This window comes from Brevundimonas sp. TWP2-1 (assembly GCF_049897645.1).
Lineage (GTDB): Bacteria > Pseudomonadota > Alphaproteobacteria > Caulobacterales > Caulobacteraceae > Brevundimonas.
In genome coordinates, this window is the sequence record NZ_JAFCWR010000002.1 from 560,463 (window position 1) to 580,825 (window position 20,363).

General features: G+C 62.6%; 25 protein-coding genes and 1 pseudogene. 3 read left to right on the forward strand and 23 right to left on the reverse strand.

Translation table 11 applies throughout. The features are described 5' to 3' along the window. Positions 1-49: 49 nt before the first annotated feature. Both ACP7BH_RS12905 and ACP7BH_RS12910 read left to right on the forward strand, forming a co-directional pair. Positions 50-391: pseudogene (locus ACP7BH_RS12905) on the forward strand (DUF72 domain-containing protein); the annotation flags it as partial. A gap of 214 nt (positions 392-605) precedes the next feature. Beyond that, positions 606-962, forward strand: coding sequence for an HNH endonuclease (locus ACP7BH_RS12910; RefSeq protein WP_425985814.1), 357 nt, complete (start codon positions 606-608; stop codon positions 960-962). A gap of 366 nt (positions 963-1,328) precedes the next feature. Here the strand turns inward: ACP7BH_RS12910 and ACP7BH_RS12915 are convergent, their stop codons facing one another. The 8 genes from ACP7BH_RS12915 to ACP7BH_RS12950 all read right to left on the reverse strand — a co-directional run bounded on the left by ACP7BH_RS12915 (position 1,329) and on the right by ACP7BH_RS12950 (position 4,995). Next, on the reverse strand, positions 1,329-2,273 hold the full coding sequence (locus ACP7BH_RS12915; RefSeq protein WP_425985816.1) for a hypothetical protein: 945 nt from the start codon (positions 2,271-2,273) through the stop codon (positions 1,329-1,331). A gap of 18 nt (positions 2,274-2,291) precedes the next feature. Continuing rightward, positions 2,292-2,687 carry a M15 family metallopeptidase gene (locus ACP7BH_RS12920; RefSeq protein ID WP_425985818.1) on the reverse strand — a complete coding sequence of 132 codons (396 nt, stop codon included), beginning with the start codon at positions 2,685-2,687 and terminating at the stop codon, positions 2,292-2,294. A 63-nt stretch (positions 2,688-2,750) separates the two neighbouring features. Next, positions 2,751-3,167 carry a hypothetical protein gene (locus tag ACP7BH_RS12925; RefSeq protein ID WP_425985820.1) on the reverse strand — a complete coding sequence of 139 codons (417 nt, stop codon included), beginning with the start codon at positions 3,165-3,167 and terminating at the stop codon, positions 2,751-2,753. Beyond that, a complete protein-coding gene (locus ACP7BH_RS12930; protein ID WP_425985821.1) occupies positions 3,164-3,451 on the reverse strand; it encodes a hypothetical protein in 288 nt (95 codons plus the stop codon). The genes ACP7BH_RS12925 and ACP7BH_RS12930 overlap by 4 nt, the downstream gene beginning before the upstream one ends. Positions 3,452-3,456: 5 nt before the next feature. Further along, entirely contained in the window at positions 3,457-3,675 is a 219-nt protein-coding gene (locus ACP7BH_RS12935; protein WP_287899222.1) for a hypothetical protein, read from the reverse strand. After that, positions 3,672-4,169, reverse strand: coding sequence for a hypothetical protein (locus tag ACP7BH_RS12940; RefSeq protein WP_425985823.1), 498 nt, complete (start codon positions 4,167-4,169; stop codon positions 3,672-3,674). Before ACP7BH_RS12940 ends, ACP7BH_RS12935 begins: the two co-directional genes overlap by 4 nt. After that, positions 4,166-4,534, reverse strand: a complete 369-nt coding sequence (locus ACP7BH_RS12945) for a response regulator (RefSeq protein WP_287899228.1) — start codon at positions 4,532-4,534, stop codon at positions 4,166-4,168. Before ACP7BH_RS12945 ends, ACP7BH_RS12940 begins: the two co-directional genes overlap by 4 nt. Then, positions 4,534-4,995, reverse strand: coding sequence for a hypothetical protein (locus ACP7BH_RS12950; protein ID WP_425985825.1), 462 nt, complete (start codon positions 4,993-4,995; stop codon positions 4,534-4,536). The genes ACP7BH_RS12945 and ACP7BH_RS12950 overlap by 1 nt, the downstream gene beginning before the upstream one ends. A gap of 418 nt (positions 4,996-5,413) precedes the next feature. Here ACP7BH_RS12950 and ACP7BH_RS12955 point away from each other — a divergent pair, with 418 nt between their 5' ends. Continuing rightward, a complete protein-coding gene (locus ACP7BH_RS12955; RefSeq protein ID WP_425985827.1) occupies positions 5,414-5,863 on the forward strand; it encodes a hypothetical protein in 450 nt (149 codons plus the stop codon). Here the strand turns inward: ACP7BH_RS12955 and ACP7BH_RS12960 are convergent. The 15 genes from ACP7BH_RS12960 to ACP7BH_RS13030 all read right to left on the reverse strand — a co-directional run bounded on the left by ACP7BH_RS12960 (position 5,860) and on the right by ACP7BH_RS13030 (position 20,357). Then, positions 5,860-6,141 (reverse strand): hypothetical protein, encoded by a 282-nt coding sequence (locus ACP7BH_RS12960; RefSeq protein WP_425985829.1) that lies wholly within the window; start codon positions 6,139-6,141, stop codon positions 5,860-5,862. The genes ACP7BH_RS12955 and ACP7BH_RS12960 overlap by 4 nt on opposite strands. A 7-nt stretch (positions 6,142-6,148) precedes the next feature. After that, on the reverse strand, positions 6,149-6,391 hold the full coding sequence (locus tag ACP7BH_RS12965) for a hypothetical protein (protein WP_425985831.1): 243 nt from the start codon (positions 6,389-6,391) through the stop codon (positions 6,149-6,151). A gap of 8 nt (positions 6,392-6,399) precedes the next feature. Then, on the reverse strand, positions 6,400-6,792 hold the full coding sequence (locus ACP7BH_RS12970; protein WP_425985833.1) for a hypothetical protein: 393 nt from the start codon (positions 6,790-6,792) through the stop codon (positions 6,400-6,402). Further along, entirely contained in the window at positions 6,789-7,148 is a 360-nt protein-coding gene (locus ACP7BH_RS12975) for a hypothetical protein (protein WP_425985835.1), read from the reverse strand. Before ACP7BH_RS12975 ends, ACP7BH_RS12970 begins: the two co-directional genes overlap by 4 nt. 2 nt (positions 7,149-7,150) lie before the next feature. After that, a complete protein-coding gene (locus ACP7BH_RS12980; RefSeq protein WP_425985836.1) occupies positions 7,151-7,435 on the reverse strand; it encodes a hypothetical protein in 285 nt (94 codons plus the stop codon). A gap of 3 nt (positions 7,436-7,438) precedes the next feature. Then, positions 7,439-11,230 (reverse strand): glycine-rich domain-containing protein, encoded by a 3,792-nt coding sequence (locus tag ACP7BH_RS12985; RefSeq protein ID WP_425985838.1) that lies wholly within the window; start codon positions 11,228-11,230, stop codon positions 7,439-7,441. A gap of 72 nt (positions 11,231-11,302) precedes the next feature. Further along, the gene (locus tag ACP7BH_RS12990) at positions 11,303-11,707 is read right to left on the reverse strand and encodes a hypothetical protein (protein ID WP_425985840.1); all 405 of its coding nucleotides are present in this window, start codon (positions 11,705-11,707) and stop codon (positions 11,303-11,305) included. Between the two features lie 58 nt (positions 11,708-11,765). Beyond that, a complete protein-coding gene (locus ACP7BH_RS12995; protein WP_425985842.1) occupies positions 11,766-12,095 on the reverse strand; it encodes a hypothetical protein in 330 nt (109 codons plus the stop codon). Continuing rightward, positions 12,092-12,313, reverse strand: coding sequence for a hypothetical protein (locus ACP7BH_RS13000; protein ID WP_425985844.1), 222 nt, complete (start codon positions 12,311-12,313; stop codon positions 12,092-12,094). The genes ACP7BH_RS12995 and ACP7BH_RS13000 overlap by 4 nt, the downstream gene beginning before the upstream one ends. 14 nt (positions 12,314-12,327) lie before the next feature. After that, positions 12,328-14,868, reverse strand: a complete 2,541-nt coding sequence (locus tag ACP7BH_RS13005; RefSeq protein ID WP_425985845.1) for a hypothetical protein — start codon at positions 14,866-14,868, stop codon at positions 12,328-12,330. Positions 14,869-14,875: 7 nt separating this feature from the next. Continuing rightward, a complete protein-coding gene (locus ACP7BH_RS13010) occupies positions 14,876-15,172 on the reverse strand; it encodes a hypothetical protein (protein WP_425985847.1) in 297 nt (98 codons plus the stop codon). After that, positions 15,172-18,606 carry a phage tail protein gene (locus ACP7BH_RS13015; protein WP_425985849.1) on the reverse strand — a complete coding sequence of 1,145 codons (3,435 nt, stop codon included), beginning with the start codon at positions 18,604-18,606 and terminating at the stop codon, positions 15,172-15,174. Before ACP7BH_RS13015 ends, ACP7BH_RS13010 begins: the two co-directional genes overlap by 1 nt. Continuing rightward, complete coding sequence (locus tag ACP7BH_RS13020) at positions 18,606-19,070, reverse strand: DUF6950 family protein (RefSeq protein WP_425985851.1); 465 nt, start codon at positions 19,068-19,070, stop codon at positions 18,606-18,608. The genes ACP7BH_RS13015 and ACP7BH_RS13020 overlap by 1 nt, the downstream gene beginning before the upstream one ends. A 7-nt stretch (positions 19,071-19,077) precedes the next feature. Next, positions 19,078-19,770: a hypothetical protein gene (locus ACP7BH_RS13025; RefSeq protein WP_425985853.1), complete on the reverse strand. Its 693-nt coding sequence runs from the start codon at positions 19,768-19,770 to the stop codon at positions 19,078-19,080. Beyond that, a complete protein-coding gene (locus tag ACP7BH_RS13030) occupies positions 19,770-20,357 on the reverse strand; it encodes a hypothetical protein (RefSeq protein WP_425985855.1) in 588 nt (195 codons plus the stop codon). Before ACP7BH_RS13030 ends, ACP7BH_RS13025 begins: the two co-directional genes overlap by 1 nt. Positions 20,358-20,363: the final 6 nt, after the last annotated feature.

Sequence of the window (20,363 nt, forward strand, 5' to 3'; positions counted from 1 at the left end):
GGCGGCGGCTCCGAAATCCTGCGATCAAGACGTCGGCAGGAGGATCGAAATGGCCAATGCAATCAAGGTCGGCGTCGGCGGCTGGACGTTCGAGCCGTGGCGAGGGGTCTTCTATCCCGAGGGCCTGGTCCAGAAGCGCGAGCTGGAATATGCGGCGTCGAAACTGACCTCGATCGAGATCAACGGCACCTATTATTCGACCTTCAAGCCCGACAGCTGGCGCAAATGGCGCGACGAGACGCCGGCGGATTTCGTCTTTTCGGTCAAGGCCAGCCGCTACTGCACCAATCGCAAGATCCTGTCCGAAGGCGGCGAGAGCTTCGACAAATTCCTGTCCCAGGGCCTGACCGAGCTGGGCGACAAGCTGGGGCCGATCAACTGGCAGTTCATAATATCCAGTGCGATTCACAAGGTCGTTGCGGGAATAATGAAAGTCGCGGTCCTTCCTGATAAATTTGGGTATGATCAGCCAAGCCGAACTCCACGACCGCCTTCACTATTGCCCCGATCTTGGGATCATGTGGTGGAAGCCGAAGGCGCCTTCGACGCGCGCTAACCGGTCGTGGAACACGCGCTTCGCCGGTCAGATCGCCGGGACGCGGGTCATGGGCTATGGCTCGATCAACATCGGCGGCAAACCTTACTATGTCCACAGGCTGGCTTGGTTTTACATGACCGGCGCGTGGCCTGACGATCAGATCGACCATCGCAATGGGTGGAGGTTGGACAACGCCTTCGCCAACCTTCGCGAGGCGACGTGTTCGCAGAACAACTCCAATCGGAAACCGTCACGGGAAGGTCGGTTGAAGGGCGCCTACAAGGTTGGCAATCGCTGGAAAGCCCAGATCAACCTCAAATCAGGTTGGGAATATCTCGGCTATTTCGACACCGAGCGCGAGGCTCATGAGGCATATGTCCGCCGCGCCACCGAGGCATTCGGAGAGTTCGCGCGACTGAACTGACGATCCACAGAGAATAAGAACGGATCAGGAACGTCGTCCTGACGAATCGGTTATGACCGCCGTGGGTCGGTGGCGTTCAGGTTAGAGTTTCACCGTGGGTCACAACCCTCGCTTCGCCCTATGGCGACAAGAGAACTGGCAAGGCTACGCGCCGACCATCCACGACATGGCTCGCCGAGGCTGGAGCCTGACGCTTCATTGCAGCCGGTGTCGCTTCGCCACCCACGCCGATGCTGACAAGATCATCCGGCTTAAAGGTCGTCAGTGGTCGCCATGGGGAAAGTCAGCCAAGTGTCCCGCGCTCTACTGCGGAGGTCGCATGACGATGCGCGGCTACGATCCGAGGTCGAACCACACCATCGACATTTAACCGCGTGACGTGGCCAGCGTCAGTTGAAGCTCTTCGTCCGTGACGGCGACGTTGTAATCCGCCGCAAGGTTCAGCATCGGTCGTTCCCCGGAGAAATCCGAGAACGGGTTGTGGAGGGTGCTGGACTGGAGTTCTGGCGTTGCGAAGCCGGTCACCGAAACCGGCGAGAACATCACCGCATCGACATGAGGAAAACGCGCGCTGGCGAAAGCCTCTCGACTGACCGTGGCCTTGTCTCCCCGTGGAATGGTCGCGCTGAAAAGGTGGCGGGCCTCGCCAGCCTTCGGCGGCTCGCTGAAATCGCGCGGGACGGTGATCGGAACCGAGAGCGATCCGATGGGGAGGAACGCGGCGGCGTAGTCAGGCGGAAGGCCGGTCGGCGAAGCCGTCCAGTGCATTTCGGCCGATATGCGCGTCCCGCCGAGGGCGATCACGCGATAGTCGCCGGTCCTGACGTGACCCTCTTCCATGGCTTTGAGGACGATCTTGGACTTTTCGTAGAAGCCACCAGTCAGACGGGTCATGGCCGCGTCGCGGCTGGCCTGATCGAATGACCGCAAAGTCCCGCCGTCGAACTCGGTCTCTTCCCACGCGCTGCGATCCGGCGGCGCCGGGGTCGTCACCTCGATCAGAACCCGCCCGTCGAAGTCGGGCCGAGTGAAGGTGAAGTCGAACCTTGTCGTCCGACCGGTCAGGGTCCAGCCCGCCCGGATCATGGCCATCCCGAACAAGAGTTCCGAGGCCGCTTCCGGGGTCTCTTCGCGGAAGCGTTGGGCGAAGTTCGGATCAAGCGACGGGCGAAGAGCCTCGAAGGCTTCCTCGCAAGCCTGTTTGAAGGCGGTGCGGACGCCGAAGGTGTCTTCGTTGCCGTCCTCGGTCACAAGGTTCCTGAACCAAATGTGGTCGGTCGGCTTGGCCGGATGGGAGGTCAGGGTGGTCATGACACCACCCTACCACTGTTAGGCCAGTTCGAAGTGAGGCCGGTCAGGCTTCGACCAGTCGCCGCCCCATGTGATCTTCACGCCCTCCATCATCGCGGCGCGCTTCATGGCGGCGGCGATGTCGTTGAACTTTTTCAGCGATTCCCAATCGACTGGCGCGGGACACAGATCGACGGCGTGACCGTAGCCGGATTTCTGGACGAAGTGGTTCGATTGGAGAGTCCAAGTCACCTTCGGACCCGGAGTCGTGCGGCCTTGGGCGTAGAGTTGCCGCTGACGCTCCGGGGTGCGGACGCCTTCGGTGACAAGGAAGTCTTGTTGGGTGATCTGGATCGCCCGTTTGACGACGCGGACCATGTTGGGGTGGACACCCTTGAGAGCGTCCAGCGAGCGTTGGGAGAGCGTGTAAGCCATCCCATATTTATTTGACCGGAGCCAACGCGGTCGGGGTGACCCGGCTCCGGCTTCGATACGCGGTCAGAACCCCGATACTTCCGCGCCGAAACCTTCCGGCCAGACACAGTTGGGTGTCTCTCGGATCATCACGCCATCTTCGATCAGATCGTTGGCGCGCTCTCGCCGGTGATCGCGGTCGGCGACTTCGACCGCTCCGGCCGGTGCGGTCCCCTCGGCCTCTTGCCGCCCAAGGACCACCATTGCGTCACGATGGGCGGCGTCCATGGACACCCGCGAAGCCATGACGCGCTGGATCGAGGTGTAGAGAGCGTCGGCCTTGCGTTGAGCGCGAGCCACCGTGTCGGCGTCGAACATGTCGAGACGTTCGGCGGTCAGTCCCGCGATCTCGGTCAGGCATTGCGCCGACTGGCGCGGCGGCTCTTGAGCGAACGCCGGAGTGGCCAGCGCGACCAGAGCCGGGATGATGATCCGTTTCATTTCTTGGTCCTCCGAAGTTCTGCGGCGGTCAGGTGCAGCTTGTGCGGTCCATCCGCCAAGGCTGCATCAAAATCTTGATTTGGGTCGATGCTGGAGAGGATCACATGGGTCACAAAGCCTCCACCAGACGACAATGGAACGGTCTGACGCATTTCTTCGTAGCCGATGACCCAATACACCTTGCCGCCGATCCTGAACGGGGTGAGGTGCGGGAACTCTTTCCACGCCTCGCGGACGGCGGGTGTTTGGCGGCTCAACCAGTTGAGCGTGGCGGCGTTCGTCATGCGGCTTAATCCTTGATGATAAGGGCCGACCGGCGCGACGTGCGCCCGGCGTTGGCCGAGGTTTCGAAGTGGTCGTAGTTGATGCCGAGGCGGTCAGCCGCCGCGACCAGTTCGGCCCGGATCGCTGGAGTGCGACGAAGGTAGAGATACCGACTGACGCCCGCCCACGACCGGCTCTTGGCGATGGCGATGGCCAACCGGTCGCCGTGAATGATGACGGTCACGGCGCATCCTTTCCGGTGACGTGAGCCAATGCGGCTTCGAGATAGATGACCCGATCCTCCAGTTTGGCTTTCTCGGCGTGGAGGTCAGCGTTGCGGCGGATGATCTGGTTGATCTCCCACGCCAGTCGCTTGGTCCAACGGTCGGCCACGTCCTGATCGGTGTCCATAGTCTCGGTCGTCCACCGCCATGTGTGACCTTCGGGAGCGTGGCCGCCCCGGCTCTCGGCGAGGCGTTTCACAACGTCCTCTCCGGCCTTCGACCACACGCGGCTGATCGAGCGGGCTTCGTCACGCTCTTTGATCTGGTTCTTGAGAATGTCGTAGCGGTTGGTCGCGGACGTGCTTCCGTTCATCCCGACAGAGTGAGGATCGACGCCGAGGCCCTTCACCTTGCGCTGTAGACCACGAACGTCAGCGAGGATCGCCACGTCATCCGTCGCTACCAGCACCCGGCGAAGGATGGTGGACAGGATCACTTCATTGTCGCCGGTCATGCCGCCACCCCTTCCGCACCGGCGACCAGAGCCAGCAAGCGGGCTTCATCGAACGGCTTGTTCAGGATCGCGACGGGCATGACCGAGATCATCCGGCCACGGCTCTTCGGGTCTTGGTGAGCCGTCTGGAAGATGATCTGGGTGGACGGACTGACGCGCATGATCTCGCGCGCCGCGTCCACGCCATCGGGGCGACCGTGACCGAGGTTCAGGTCGAGGATCGCGACGGTCGGTTGCTCCAGCCGTGCGACCTCGACGGCGCCTTCGGCCGTCTCGCTGGTGGAGACGCGGTAGCCGCGCCCCTCCAGCATCATCGCGAGGTCCATTTGCAGGATCGGTTCGTCTTCGAGGACAAGAACGCGCATCATTGATCTCCGAACATCTTGAGAAGGGTTCCGGCGCGCTTGGCCCAATCGACATAGGCGTCAGCGTCTCCCCGGATGATCTCGATGGCGAAACACCAGCGGTTAACGCCGGGGTTGAAGGTCGGGACGCTATAGCGTTCCCCCGCATCGTATTGCGGGACGCTCACCTCGAAGGTGTCGCTCGCGAACTTGAAATCCGTGAAGAGCGTGGTGTGATCGACAGTGACGGTGGCGCCTTTGAATTTCGCCTCGGTGACACCCTTGAAGGGTTCTTCCGGGTCGAGGCGACCGTCGTAGGTCACCACTTCACCGTGGACACCGGCGTCATGTTCCGGCCAGACGGCCTTGGCGAGCGCGGTGATCTGTTCATCTTCTTCCCGGTGATCGAGACCGAGAAGCGTTTCGATCAGATCGTGGGTGGTGGCCACGGCGGGATGGTTGGGGTCAGTAATGTAGGTCATGGTTAGAGGTCTCCTTCATCCAAATCGTGGGTTCATCGCGTCTCCAGAAGCTCCATTTCGATGACCCAAGACTCTCCGAAAACATGATGTTTCACAAGCCCTTGGCCGGATTGCCCGGCGCGGGCGTTCGCGAAGTCCTCGCGTCTCGGAGGGGTGGTTCTCGCAACTACTCACCCGACCGCCGGGCGCGTTTCATCGACCCCGCGAAATCCTCGCGAGCCGCCGTTGCTTCGAAAATAAATTCTGTAGTTAGCCGGTAGTCAGGACCGATCCGCCGTGGGTCCGCCGCTGGCCGAGCGGTGACCCCGTATCTTGCGATCCGAACTACAACTGGATCGTCTCATGGAAGCCGGATCGGTCAACCATTTCTGGCCGGGAAATCGTGTTAGACGTGTCCTCAACGTCGGAGGGACATCACATGCGGTCTTTGATCATCGCGGCGATCATGGCGATCAGTGCGCCAGCGGTCGCCCAAGAGTTCCCGACCACCCCGGCCGAACACTATGAGGTCGGCCAGACGTTCGCGAACTGTAGTGCCTATTTCAACTACGGCGCCGGGGTCGCCCGGTCGGCTGGTCTGGAGGATAGCGCGGTCGCTATCGAGGGCATGGAACGCGGGTGGACGCTGGCTGGAATGTTCATCTTGCTCGATGGCCTCGATCTGTCGCGCCAGACCGAGACCCAAGAGACCTTCCTGAACATGCAACAGATCAAGGTCGATCAGTTGAAGGCTCAACGGGAGATGGGTCGGGCGACCGGCAACGATGACCCGGAAGCTTGGATCGCCGCCTATCAGGCCGAGTGTGGACCGTGGCTCGATCTCCAGAAGGCGATCATCCAAGCCATGCGATCCGCACCGAACAACTAACGTCGCTCGATGTCCCTGACGATTTCGCGATGACGATCTCCGGCGCCGAGCCGGGCGGTGCGCTCGCATCGGAACGCCTCATAGCCAGCCAGATCGTAGGACGACGCCTCTTCGTCCGTCCCGGCGACAATGTGGTCAGCTTTCTTCGGCCAGCTACAGAGAGCCGGATCGAAGAACGCGGCGTCGATCTGGACCGGGACGTAGACCGTGCGGACGCGGGTTGACCCACACCCGGCGAGGGTCAGGGCGACGGTGGCGAGGATGATGGCGCGGATCATCCCCTATTTAGGGGTGCTTGCGAGCGTCGTCCGTAATCGCCTTGTAGACCGCCCATATGATGGTGATCTGCCAAAAAAGACCGGCGGCGATCCCCTGCATAATCGCGCCCCCGCGATCCCCGCCGTCCTCCGGCCGGTTAGGATTGATCGAGCATCGGTAGACATGCCGACCGAAGAGCCACCCGGTAACCGAGCCGACGACGACGTAGGAAATGATTTTCTGCCAGTCCATGAATTTGGAATGGCCCACAGTGACCCTCAAGGCAAACTTTCGGCCGAAACCCTCTCCCGCTCCAAGGTCTCGATCTGGTCGATGGTCGCTTCCTTGACCGGCGAGATCGTCCCGTTCGGAAGCTCGCCGTTGACGATCCGCTCTTGGATGGTGACGCGGCTGGCCTGAATCCTCGCGGCCATGTCGGAGAGATCGCCTCGAAGCTCTTGCACGGCGGCTTCGCTCTTGGCCGTCTGGTCGCGTTGGAAGACCAGATCGGCTTGAGCTTGGGCGAGGTCTTCGGCCAACTGTTCAGCGGCCACTTCCTCGCGAACGTCGGCGCGAATGTTCGCTTCCCATCGAACGATCCCGAACCATGCCGCGCCGATCAGGATCACCGCGACGGTGGCTCCGATGGTGTAGCGGTTCAAGGGGATCATCGTGGCGCGATCTGCTGGACCACCGGCGCGCGGTCGCGCTCAACGTGGATGTTCGGCTTGATCACGACGATGGCGATCAGGGCCGAGAGGACGGCGATCAGGACGACGCCACAGGCGCCGAAGACGACCTTCCCCATGAAGCTGACTTCTTTCTGGTCGGCCTTGGCTTCGATTTTCTTCTCAATCGCCATGAGTTTCTGATCGTAGTTCGCTTTTTCGTGGCGGGTGCGGTTAGCGGCCTCGGTGCGGACTTCATCAATCCGGCGTTCTGCCGCTGTGATCCGCTGGTCGTTCAGCGTGATCAGGGAATCCAGCTTGGTCTCAACGCGGACCAGACGTTCGGAAGTGTCGTCCATGCTCACAGGTCTTTCACCGCGACGCGGGCCGCACGGTTGAAGCGGCGACCGTCCACCAGCGTCACTTCGCAAGCGAGCGTGTAGGTCTTGCCGATGGTCCCGCCTTCGAGGTCCACGGTGACCGTCTTCGGTCCGACCAGCTTCCCGACGATCTCCAGATCATCGCCGCCATCAACCACCTCAACGGTGGCGTCTTGGATCACGCCGTCTTCGATGAAGTCGGTCCAGTCGAAGGTGTTGTCGGAAAGGTCGCGAGGATCGCGGTCAGGGAACTTGAGACGGGCCAAGGGTCACTCCGGGGTAATCAGAGCGACACGCTCTTCGTTTGGGATATTTAGGCTCCGGGCCTCATTCGACGGCGCGACGACACGGTTCTCGCCAGCCACCAGAACCGTCCGCTGGCCGTGGGTCGGGAGGGTCAGGGCGCGACCCGTCACAGACGGCGATCCGAGGACCACCGAGCCTTGGGCGTAGACCGTCGAGAGATCGACGTAGATGTCCCCTTCGACCTGAACGCCGAGCAAGACGGCGCCCGCACCATGAACCAGACCCGGCTCCAACGATCCGACGACGGCCGGAGCGGCGAGCGAGATCGCACCTTCACCGGCGACGCCGTGATCACCCTGACCGTCCGTTCGGGCCGTCAGTGAGATCATCCCCGACGATCCAACCGAGTGGATCAGACCAGCGTTGACGCGCATCGCCAGCGGGATCGCGCCCGACGATGCGGTCCCGTGATCGCCGTCAGCCGAAACGACCGGAGCCGGGATCGAAGGGGCGCCTTGGCCGGTCGCGCCACGGTTTGCGATCCCCGTAGCGAACGGTCCCGTGAGATTGATGACGCCATTGGTCGAGACGCCCTGAGACGCTTCCGACGCGGCCATGGGCGTCCACAGACGGATCGGAGCGTAGCCAGCCTGAGACGCTTCGCCCACGACCTTGGGAGCCGTCAGAGCGACCGCGCCTTGGCCTTGTGGTTGAAGCGCGCCAGAAGCCTCCACGGACGGTCCCGTGACGGTGATGGCTGACGATGCCGCGACGCCATGCGAAGCGGCTCCAGTGGTCGCCGGAGCGGCCAGACGGATGGTCGAGAACGCGCCAGTGATCTGTGAAGCGTCCGCATCCACGGCCGGGGCCGAGACGGTGATTTGACCTTCCGCGATGTTGCCGCGCGCCGCGTCAGCGGAGACGACCGGAGACGCCAGCGCGACCGTGGCCTGACCTTCGTTGAAGGTCTCGGCGTAGGCTTCCACGGACGGTCCATCGAGCGAGATCGCACCCTGACCGGCGATGCCATGATCAGCCGAGCCTTGAGCGGACGGGCTGGAGACGATCACCGCACCGTTCGCACCAACCGCATGGGTGGCGGTCGCGGCAAGCTGGCCAGCCGTCAGGGTGACGGTCGCGGCCGAGAGCGCGCCGCGCGAGGCGTAGGCTTCCACGGTCGGTGAACCGAGCTTCACCAGACCGTTCGCGCCGACCTTGTGTTGACCATCCGCCGAGACGACCGGGACCGAAAGCGAGACGACGCCAGAGCCGACGCGCGTGTAGGAACCCGCGCCCACGGTAGAGGGAGAGGTCAGGCTGATCGTGGACGAACCTTCGACGCCATGGGCGCCCGAACCGTTGGTGGACGGTTCGATCAGGGTGACCACGCCGGAGCCGACGCGAGTATGAGAACCAGCCGCCGAGACGGCCGGGACGCCGAGTTGGATCGCACCGGTGGAGGACGACCCACGGAAGGCTTGAGCGACGGTCGCCGGAGCCGTCAGGGAGACGGTGGCGATGGCTTGAGTGTTCTGACCAGCGTCGGCGGAAGCCAGCGGTCCCTTGAGGCTGACGACGCACACAAGCCAGTTTCCGTCGATTGATCCGGCTTCGACGTAAGACGCGACGACCTGACCGCCCGCCCCCGCGCCGGATTGTTGACCGTTTTGGCCCTGACCCCCGCCACCCCCGCCGGGGAAGCCACCGTCAGACCAACGCTTGGCATGTTGCGAGTTCCCGCCCGAATGGCCACCGGCGCCGCCGAGAGGGTTACTCTCTCCGTCAATCATTAGAGTGAAGTAGTCGGGAGCAATCGTTTTCGCTCCACCACCCGGACCAGCCGCGCCACCATCTCGGTAACTACCATGTTGACCATTGCCAGTCGGGGAAGCCGCGCCCCCGGCGCCCCCGGCTGAACCATACTGACCGCCACACCAGCCGGAGCCGCCGGAATAGCGAACCGAGCCAATACCATTGTTTGCGTTACCGCCCGCACCGCCGAAACCGATACCGTCGTTGTAGTCCAGCGGCGGCGAACGGCCGAGTCCGCCTTTACCGCCCGGAGCCAGCAAAACGATAACGCCGTTCACGCGGACGATGGTGTCGCCACCATCCGCTGCGACCGGATCATTGGAGTCGCCCGGCATAGCCGCGCCCCCCTGACCGACCGTGATCTGGACCAGATCGCCCGGAGCGACAGTTACGGTCACACCGGAGAACGCACCGCCGCCACCCCCGGCGCCGGAGTTCTGTGTCTGGCTCTTGTATCCAGCACCACCGCCCCCGTGACCGGCGAAGGTCATGGACGCGATGCCGGGACCGACCGTGAAGGACGTGGAGGTGGAGTAGGTAGTGTTGACCGGATCACCAGAGCCACCGACGCCTTGGGGCGGCGCCCCGTGCTGAGCGAAAGTCGAGAGAGCCGAAATCGAAGGCAAGCGAAGGGAGACGCCAGCCGCGCCTTCGACCGGGATCACGGACTGGCCGAGGCCAGCCGTCCGAGGCGCGAGCGCGATGGTCCCCGCACCCGTGCGGGTCGGTTGGGTGAAGGTCGAAGAGGCTTGGAGCCGACCGGCCGTCAGGTTGATCGCTGAGGTCGCGGTTCGACGGGCGATGAACGTCCCCGATGCCGCGACGCGACCAGCCGAGAGCGCAACTGCGCCGACGCCCGCCGGGATGACCGCTTCTTCTTCGTAGAAAAAAGTCAGACGGATTTGGCCGCGACCACCGTTGCCGCCAGCACCACCACCGCCGCCCGGTGCACCGCCAGCGATTGAGGCGGACGTGGAGCCAGAGCCACCACCGGTTCCGCCTTCGACGTCGGAAATCCCGGTTCCGCTTCCGCCTTGGCGCGTTCCCGAGCCACCACCGTTTCCGTTTCCAGAAGCAAAATTGTTTGCGTCCCCACCGCCTCCGAGAGGGTGCGCGGACCCACCACCACCACCGGGGAAGCCGACCTGTTGCATCCAAGATCGGTCACCGAGACCACCAAGGAAAACCACGTCGCCGTAGTGTCCCGAGCGATGCCCGCCACCTTGTGCGAGGACGGTCGTCATCGAGCCGAACCAAGTGTGCCCGCCGTTGTTCTGCTGATATTGTGCGCCCGCACCACCGGCGCCGACATTGTAGGTGAACGATGCCCCGGCGGTGACCGGCAAAATCGAGCGAGCGTAGTTGCCGCCATCGCCACCACCGTTGTAGCTCATGCCGCCTTGGCCACCTGACCAGCATTCGACGCGGACGCGGTTGTAGCCAGCCGGGACGTTCACCGATCCCGCGCCGACCGTCGTGATTAGTTGGACGATGGGTTCGGGAGCCGCCGCCTCATAGACGACCGTCAGCGTCGGTGCGTAGCCGTCTTCGAAGCCGAAGAAATAGATTTCGTCGTCGGACCCCGTGGGATCGCCCAACAATCCCAGCGCGCCACCGCTCGCCCAGCCGGGTCGCGAGACGATCTCTTGCACAATCGCGGTGACATTGAGCGTTGAGTGCAAATTTGCTTGCGTGATCGGTGTCGCCGCGTCCGTGTAGGGAAGGCTCGCACGGCTCACACCGCGAGCGGGGCATGTGTCGAGGTCGATCCCTTTCAGCGTTCCCCACTTCGTTCCATAGGCGGTCTGAACCTCCAGACCGAGGGTGGCGGAAGTGATAGTCGCGCCTTGCGGGATCGCGACGTTCAGAAAACGGATGAAGGCGTAAGTGGACTGGCCGCTGTAAATCCCGGCTCCGAACGTGAAGCCGGAGTTTCCGCCGGTGCTGCTGTAGCTGCCGTCGTCGGCTCCCGAGGTAACGGCGAGGTTGAGGGTCGTGGCCATCCCGTATTTACCCCGCAACGACGAAAGGCCGCCCCGGAGGACGGCCTTTCAAAGTCTCTGATCAGGATCGGATTAGGCCGAGTAGGCGACTTCCGAAACGGTCAGGCTGGTGATCTGAACCGGGCCGCCGGAGACGATGGCCGTGGTGTTCATGATGACCGAGGCGCCAGCCGTGCCAACGTCCACGTCCATGATCGCCGTCCCGCCGGAAGTGGCGATGCGAGCATAACCAGCCGTGCCAGATGCGACGGCGTTGGCCTGAGTGATAGCCGCTGCGGTGATGACGCCGCTGGTCGCCGTGCCGAAGCCCGAAGAGCCGCAAGTCAGCGTTGCCAGAAGCGTCCCGGTGACCGCCGTATCCGGGTTAGCCGGTTGGGCGCCCGTGTAAATTTTGATCGTCGCGTTCGCACCGATGGCCGTGTTGAGGGCCGAAGCGCGGGCCTGCTTTTGAGCGGCCGAGAGGTTTGAGTATGCCATGAGGAAATCCTTGGAACGGGTTTCCTCTATTTATTTGGACCCCTCGTTTTGCCCGGTCTTAGGCGAGGAAAGTCGCCGCAAACTCGGCCGCTTCGTCCCCCTGATCATCGGCGAAGACGACGTGGAAGGGAGCGTGAAGCGCGCCTTGGTAGAAGGACGGGTTGAAGCCGTAGTTCTGCGGGAGATCGACCAGAATCTCCGGGCGGATCAGCGGGCTTTCGATCCAGTCGGCCAGATCACGCTTCTCGAAATCGTCGTGGTCGAGGCGCGTGTTGACGTGGCGGATATAGCGAGCCTCCGGTTTCGTCTCGGCAAAGCGGGCGTCGATCCAGTCGGCGATTTCGGCGTAGGTCGAGACGTAGGCTTCGGGGAGCGTGTGGACGATCATTGGCCTTCACCTTCGGTCTGAAGTTCGAAGAGACGATTGATCTCGGCGATCCGGTGAGTGGCGTGACGGTCGATTTCGTCCAGAACCATCGGGAGACCGCCGAACCAAGTTTCGGGACGGCTGGCCAGAACGGTGCGGAGGTTGATCAAAGCGTCGCGGATTTCCGCGCCGTGGAGTTGCTTGGTCTCTTTCGAGCCGGGGTCAATAGTGTCGGTCATGGGAATATTTAGTCTCAATACGGGTCGAGAATGATTGGCCCGCCACCGCCACCGCTGTTCCATTGGTCGGTGTAGGTGCCGTTGATCTGGAGCGTGTCGAGAACCCCTCCGAGCGATGCCGAGACGGTCAAATAGAGGGTCTTGGACGCGCTGGTGTAGGTCGTCCACTGGTCGGCCGCGAAGCCAACCACCGACGCCCGGATGGCGATGGTGTCACCGTTCTGGACGGTCACCGAGTTGGCGTAGGAACTATCGACCGAGCCGGAGTAGTGGTTCGAAACCACCGCATCGCCTTGGTAGACGCCGTTCTTGATGAAACCCGCGCCCATGAGCGCGTCCCCACCGTCTGAGTAGCCGGAAAGGCTCAAGGTGGCGGTCTGGCCGGGAGCCAATCCAGCGATGGTTTGCGCGCCGTTCTGGTTCCAGTTCGGGGAGCTTGAGCCGCCGTTGGTGTTGTTGGAGTAGACCCACACGTTTTCCCAATCGCGGGGAGACACGCCACCAGAGCCGACGTTGTAGTTGTTGTCGTTATCGACGACGAACGATTGGGTGGCCGAGGCGAACTGACCGCCCGCTCCCGTGATGCTCCAAAGGACCAGACGACAGGTCGCGGACTTGCGGCCGGAGTTCGTGATCGCGTGAGGGTTCACCGCGACGCGCGTCCCGTTCACGACATTCCCGATGTCCAGTTTGCGAAGACCGTCAGGCCCGGCGACGTGAGCGGCGAAATAGCCGTGATGGGTCCAGCCACCGGCGCCCGGCGGCCATGTGAAAACGTCCATGTAGAGGGCGTCGAGATTGCCGCTGTAATCGTAGACTTCGGCCCGGAGCGTGATCGGCTGGTTGATGCCGTTGACGTAGTGCGGGCCAGACCAGTCCGTGGACCACGAATAGTCGTTCTCGTTGACCACACCGTTGATCGACGGCCAGTTCGTGATCGTGTCAGGCGTGGTGTCGGCGTTGTTGTAGTTGTTGTCCGCATCCACCGTGCCAGACACCGTGATCGAACCGAGGCTGACCCCGGCCGTGGTGTTCGTGATGAAGGCGGTGAAACTGGTGTCCCCGCGCCCGGCGGCCGTGTCCATGTAGGCGCGCATGATGATGCGGTCGCCGTTGTTCACGGCGATGTTCGCGACACCCTGCGCCCCCGCGCCGATGAAATATTCGGTCCACGACGCGCCGTTGTTCACCGAGTGGTAGATGAAGAGACGGCGGGTGAAGATGCCGCCGGAATCCCACTGATTGCCGCGCGTGAACTGGAGATTGATCGTCTGGTTGATGCCCCAAACGCGGAAGTCACAGTCGTTCGTGTAGCCACTCGGCTCGTTGGTGTAGAGGCTGATATTGGTCAGCGCGAGCGGGTCGGGCGTGATGTCTACCGAGTAGGCTTGAGCGACGTGTTCGAACGTCACGTCAGGCGAGAACCCGACGAAACCAGCCGCGTCAGTCACGCGGCAACGGTAGATCGCCCGGCGGATTGAACCCGCCGGTTGGCTGTAGGTGGTTGTCGCGAAAGTCGCTGAGTTCGCCCCGATCAGAGAAAGGTCGGTGGAGCCGCTGACGTATTGCCAGACGTAGGAATAAGGCGCGGTTCCGCCCGACACGCTGGCCGTCACCGAAGGCGTGGTGGATTGGCTGATCGTCTCGGCGCCGCCGGTCGTGACCGAGCGCGTCGTCGCGTTGACGCCGACATTGATGATCGTCGGGCTGATCCCACCGGCCGACGTGAAATTGGTCACGTCGATAATCAGGTGACGGGCCTGACCGTGAACGTCGTTGTGCGGCGTCGAAGAGGCCGGTTGCCAGCCGAGGTCAAAATTCTCGAAGCGAGTGATCCCCACTTCGATGGTGTTCGCGCCGGTGTAGCCGCTGGTCGCTTGGTAGCTCTGGAGAGCTTGCTGACGCCAACGGTAGAACCCGCCGCCGCCATCACCGCCATCCGCGTCACGGATCGGAATGTTCGGCCGGGTCTCCGAATTCGAATAGCCGCCGGTGTCGTAGGTCAGGAACTGGAAACACCCGGTCGCTTGAGCGATGGCGTAGGTTCGCCCAGACGGGACGTTGATCGTCGTCGTGTCGTTCAGGTTGACGATGTTTCCGTAGGGAATTTCGCTCGAAGGCTTGGCCGTCTCGATGGCGTCCACGACGCGCATGGCGGCCATGGTCGCGTCGAAGGTGACCACGCCATATTCGTCCCTGATCTCGGCGACGATCCCGGCCATGGTCGGGTCTTTGATGCTCGATGCGGCGGAATCGAACACCCAATATTGGAGGCCGATGGCGTTCGAAGATTGGGCGCGCAAAGCGAAGGCGTAGTTCGACCCGCTGACAGAAATCCGTTCGACATTGATCCGACCGTTGGCCTTGAAAGCGAGGACAGGGTTGGCCCCCGTGACATTGACCGTCGTCACGACCATCGGTTGGGGATGGGTCTGACCGTCGTTGTTCATGGTCAGGGCGCCGGTCGCGGAAAGGCCGTAGCCAATGCCGCCTGAACCGGTGACCTGTAGCCGTCCAGAGTTGGACAGGATTTCGATAATTGCTTCGCCAGCCACGGAATATTTAGGCGCGGACGCCGTAGCCGAGCCGGATGGGCTGGTTGTAGTTCGCGCCGCTGACCTTGAACGTCCAACTGATCCCCGACGTGGAGATCACGATGTCGGGGATCGTGAAGCTGGTCCCGGCCTCCGGCAAAGCGGAGATGATCACCGGGAGGCCGCGCGCGAAAAGCGGGTGGCTGATCGAGCCGTTCGACTTGCCGGTGGAGACGAAGCCGATGGCCGTCACGTTCGAAGTGTCGGGACCGAAGAGGACAGTCGTCCCGTCCGGTCCCCAAATCCAAAGACCGGGTTCAGCCATTACGCGAACCCGATCATGATCCGGCGGACGCCGTTCTTGAACATTTTCAGGCCCGACGTTCCAGTCAGTTCGATCCGGTCACCGGGGTTGCCGGGCGTCAGAAGATTGAACGTGTTGGCGTTGACGTTGAAGGCCGAGGTCGTGCCGTTGTTGACGGACGAATAGCCGGAGATCAGACCATTCACGTCGAGGACCACGCCTTGGATCGCCGAGGCGCGACCGTTGGCTTGAGCCGCCACGTTGGCCGCCGAGGTGATCCGCGCATCGAAGCCGCCGACGCTCGCCGAAAGGTCACTGACCGATTGAGCCGAAGCCTTGCCAGCCAGCCCGTCAACGATGCTGTTGTTGACTTGGGTGAAGCGGGCCGAGAGCGAACCCTGACCGCCGCGAGCGTTCGTGATCTCGCTCTGGAGATCGAGGACCGATTGCGAAGTTGCGCGAAGGTTAATCGCGTCCGTGAGCGTGGTCTGGAGACCGTCGATCCGGCTCTTGAGGTTGGTCCCGCCGTTGCGTGCCGCCACGATCTCGTTGGAAAGCGTGTTCACCTGACTGGTGGTCGCACGACCCGCGACATCGCTTTCAACGGTCGTCAGACGACCGGCGTGGCCGGTGATCGTGTTCTCGGCCGTGCCGACACGGCCGGTCAGGTTCGTGAGATCGCTGACGCTCGCTTTGCCAGCCAGACCATCGGTCGTCGTCTGTCGCATGGTCGAGAGTTGGGCGCCGAGGTTCGCCGACCCGTTGCGGGCACCGTTGATCTCGCTTTGGAGGTTGCCGACCGACGTGGCCGAAGCCTTGCCAGCCACATCCGTTTCCACGGTGTCCAGACGGGTGTTAGTCGCCGTGATGTCGCCCTCGGCCGTGGTGACGCGGGAGCCGAGATTGGTCAAATCGGAGACGCTGGCCTTGCCCGCGATGTCGGTTTCAGCCGTCGTCATCCGGGTCGAGAGACCCGAGATCGTGGTTCCGTGATTGGTGACCTGAGACTGGAGGCCGGAGACGGTGGACGCCTTGGCGTAGGTGCCGTCAAGGCTGGTTTCCAGTTCGTCCAGATCGGTGATCCGGGCGAGGGCTTGGCCACCGGTTCCGTTGACGATTTGCTCCAGACCCGTGACGCGGGTGACGATCTCGGAGGTGTCGCCCGTCGCGTTCTCGACAAGCTCCAGCACCGTCCGACGAAGGCCGGAGCCATCGTTCTCGCCGACGACCGCCCACACGCCATCGAGACGGGAGACGGCGTTCGCCACCGTCCCGGCCGTGGTGTCCAGAAGACCATCCAGATCGGTGACCCGACCTTCGAGATCAGTGACCGCGTTCCCAAGGTTCTCCAGACCATCGGTGATCGCGGCATTAGCCAGCCGTTCCAACTCGGCCAGACCAGCCAGATCGCGAAGGATCGGCGGGACGTTGATGATCACGGTCGGGTCGTTGAAATCGAACGACAGGTTGCCGGTTGCGCGTCCGCCATAGACCAGACGCGGTGAGGTCACGCCGAGGTTCGACCGATAGCGGATAGCGATGTCGTAGGTCGAAGATGGCGAAACTTCGCTGACGATCAGGCGCGTTGAGTTGGGCGCCGCCTCGAAGGCAACGGACCACCCGGCGTCTTGTCGGGCCTCATAAGCTTCGTCGGTTTCGCCAGCGATCCGGTCGGCCCGGTGCTGATCGAACTCGCGCATTTCAACGACGATGGCCGAGATCGAAGGTTCGGTTGCCTCACCTTCAAAAACGAAGGCCGGGGTCGTGACCGGTTCGTATACCGGAGGCGGCTCTTCGCCTTCCTCCAGTTCGACAGGCGCGGGCGGTTGCTGGATGATCTGGTTGGCGACCAACGTCCAATCGGTCGGATCGGGAGCCGAAGGGTTGAGGGCGGCGTAGGATCGCAGTTGCGCCGGAGCGGGCGCCGTGGCGGTGCGGCCGAGGGCGAAGTCGTGTTTGCCCGGCGTCTCCGACACCAGCGTCATCGCGACCGTCTGGCTGGCTGCGTCGAAGCTCCAGTTCTTCACGATGAAGTTCTGGCTCTCGATCCCCGCAATCGGGAAATCGAGCGTGATCATGTCGCCGCGTTCAACGGCCAGAGCTTCGGCCGTCGTGGTCACGTCAACTTCGTATTCGCGCCCGTTGACCAGTTCGTAGGCTGCGATCTGGTGAGCTTGGGTCGCTTGCTGGATCAGCGGATAGGTGGTCTCGGTCGTGCGGAGACCGCCGTCGAGAGCGACATAACCGGCGTCGCTCACCTCTTGGCCGGTGATGATTTCGTAGTTCGAATTCGGCTCGCGGTATTTGACCAGAATCCGGTTGAAGCGATCCTTCATCGGACGGGTCGCGCGGATCACCTGATCGCCCACCAACATCGTCTGTTTGAGCGTGAAGGTGCTGACCTTCGGCTCGTTGACGAAGACGCTGATTTGCGGGCCGGGTAGATACTGGCCAGCACCGCCGACCAGAAGGTTGGACAGAACCGCGTCCTTGTTGTCGTCGGTCGTGACCATGCCGCCGATTTTCCAACCGTTGGCGTCGGCGACGTTCGCTCCGTGGACGAAGGCGGGAATGTCCACGTCCTCTTCGTCGGCTCCGATGCCCCACATTTTGTGACCGGTCGGGCCGGTTGCTCCGAGGGCGTAGGCGAGCGCGATGATGTAGGGATTTTCGCTCCAGCCCCACGTCAGGGGTTGGTCGATCCGTTGGGGTCCGATGCCGCCGGGGAACGTCGAGTCCTTGCGCGGATCGTAGGTGTAGACACCTTCGACCACGGCCTGAATGTCGTCAGGAAAACCGGCCGGGAAACGGAGGTTCTTGGAGCCGTCCAGTTCGTAGACGTTCACGATCCGGGCGAGACCAGCCATCCCGTGGATCGCGCTGATCTTCGGAAGGTATGCGTCCCCGGTGATCGTGCGGAGGGTGCGATTGTCGTTGTGTTCGCCGAGGATGAAGGCGGCGCGAACGCCGTCTTTCCAGACACTCGACTTGGGATCGAAACCGGCGACCGAGCGACAGATCGAGACGCCCGACGAAGAGCCGGGGCGCGTGGGATCGCGATCCCAACCGATGGCGTGACCGGTCAGGGTGTAGTTGCTGATCGACTTGATCGGCCCGACCGAAACGACCGATTCAAAACAGAGCTTGTTGTTCTTCGAAGAGTTGTGAACCGCGTCGGGATAAGCCTCCCGATAGGTGATGAACCCTTGGACGCCAGTTCGACCGAAGATGATCGGTAGGGGCGCGTTTGGACCGGCTGGCTGGAGGTTCACCTGAACCCCTGCCGAAGGGAGACCCGGCGGCTTCATGAGCATGGACGCGCCCATGGCGGTCCACATTGCGATCTTGCCCCACGTCGCGAGGGTGATCCCCAAGACCTTGACCGCGCTGATCACGGCGACGGCGCCTTTGATGGCTGCGAAGGCTGCGGCTGCGGCCGGGATAAGCTGCGGCATTACGCAACCCTCCAAGCCACGGTCTCGCTACCGGCGGCGCCGGAGAAGACGATCACTTCGAGAAGGTTGGCCGTCCCTGCGAAAATACGGCCTTGGTGTTCGATGAAGCCCAAGAACTTATTCGGACCCACGACCACGCCGAGGCTCCATCCGCCGATGAAGTCGGGCGCGCGAACGGCGATCAGATCGCAAGGAAGAGCGGAAGCCGCGCCAATGCGCTGGAGGCCAGTCGAGTCCACCGCCTCGGCCAGATCAGTGAAGCCAGCCTTTTTCAGAGCGCGAGCGGCTTGAATTACGGTCTTGAACTTGACCGTCTGTTTGAGCGGGTGACGGATGCCGAAAGCATCCAGAACCATCGCGGCCAGATGCGCGCAATCGCGCTCGCCGTAGATCAGGTCAGTGTTGTTGTATTCATCGACGACCGCTTGGGCGATCTGCTGACGTTGGATGGAAGAGTGAGCCACCCCATATTTAGTAGAGGTTGGTAATCACACCGCCGTCGTAGTAGCCGCCACCACCGCCGCCGCCACCGCCGCCACCGCCCGTGAACCCGCCGCTTCCGGGGTTGCCCGTTGTCGGGTTGTTGCGGATCGCGTCGTTGCCCCAGAACGGTTGTTCCATGGCGTCCACGTTGAAGGCCAATCCTTGCTGATTGAAGTGGAGCTTTTGCCAAGCCACCGTCAGCCGCTCGCCTTCGTTCTGCAACATGAGAAGATCAGTCGGCGTCACCACGTCCAGATCGACACGCATCACCTGACCGCTGGCCACCGTCTGAGTGTCGATCTTACCCTTCCAAAGGCGGTGAGCGTTGATGACCGAGCCGGTCGCCGGGTCGATCACAAGGGTCCAGTATTGCACCGGCGAGCCTTGGGCTTGAGGCGAACAAAGAGCCGCCACCGCCGCCGGTGAGTTCGGCAACATCGACATTTTCCAGATCGGCGATGAAGCCTCCATCGAGAAGCCTACGGTTCCGACCGAGCCGATGCGGCCGAACTCTGGATCGGAGCCGGTGAAGGTTGTGAGGGTCGTCCCTACGATGAAGCGGACTACGCCAGAGCCAGTGATCAGGTTCAGGGTGGTGTCGGGGAGTTTGATCTGGACCGCCTCGGTCGTCGTGTAGTGCGAAGCGGAGACCGCCGAGGCATGGGCGGAGGCGAGGCTCATTATTCGGCCTCCATGATCTGGAAACCGACTTCGATGAGGTCGAGATAATCGGCCGACCATTCGGTCACCGATCCGGCCAGATAGCCTTCAATGATCGGCGCGTTGACGTTGACCGCATCCCCGACGTTCAGTTGGGTTCGGATCATTGGGGAGACGTTCAGGCTGACCGTCCCGCTCCCGTTGGCCGTAGCGTCGGCCCTGATCTCATGGAGGTAGCTGACACCGTTCACGGCCATGATGCTGACCATCTGGCCACATGTCATGACGTAGCCAGCCGGGAGGCCGGAAAGGTTCAGCGCGTTCCCGCCGGAGACCGCCGTCGCCACCGTCACCGAGCCGGGGACATGCGTGTAATCGACCGGCTGGTTCACCGGCATTCGCACCTTGTCGGATCGGCCAGCATTCAGCTTGGCGACCAGCGGACGCACCTGAGAGGCGCGGCCTTTGATCACCAGCTTGTAAGCGAAACGGTCGCCAAGACGGTTGATGCGCTTCGTTGGACCACCATAGGCGGGTTGGTGGTCCATCGAGTTGCTGACGTAGCTGAGTTCGGTTTTCCCTCGCGGGCCTTTGGGTAGATTGATCACGCCAAT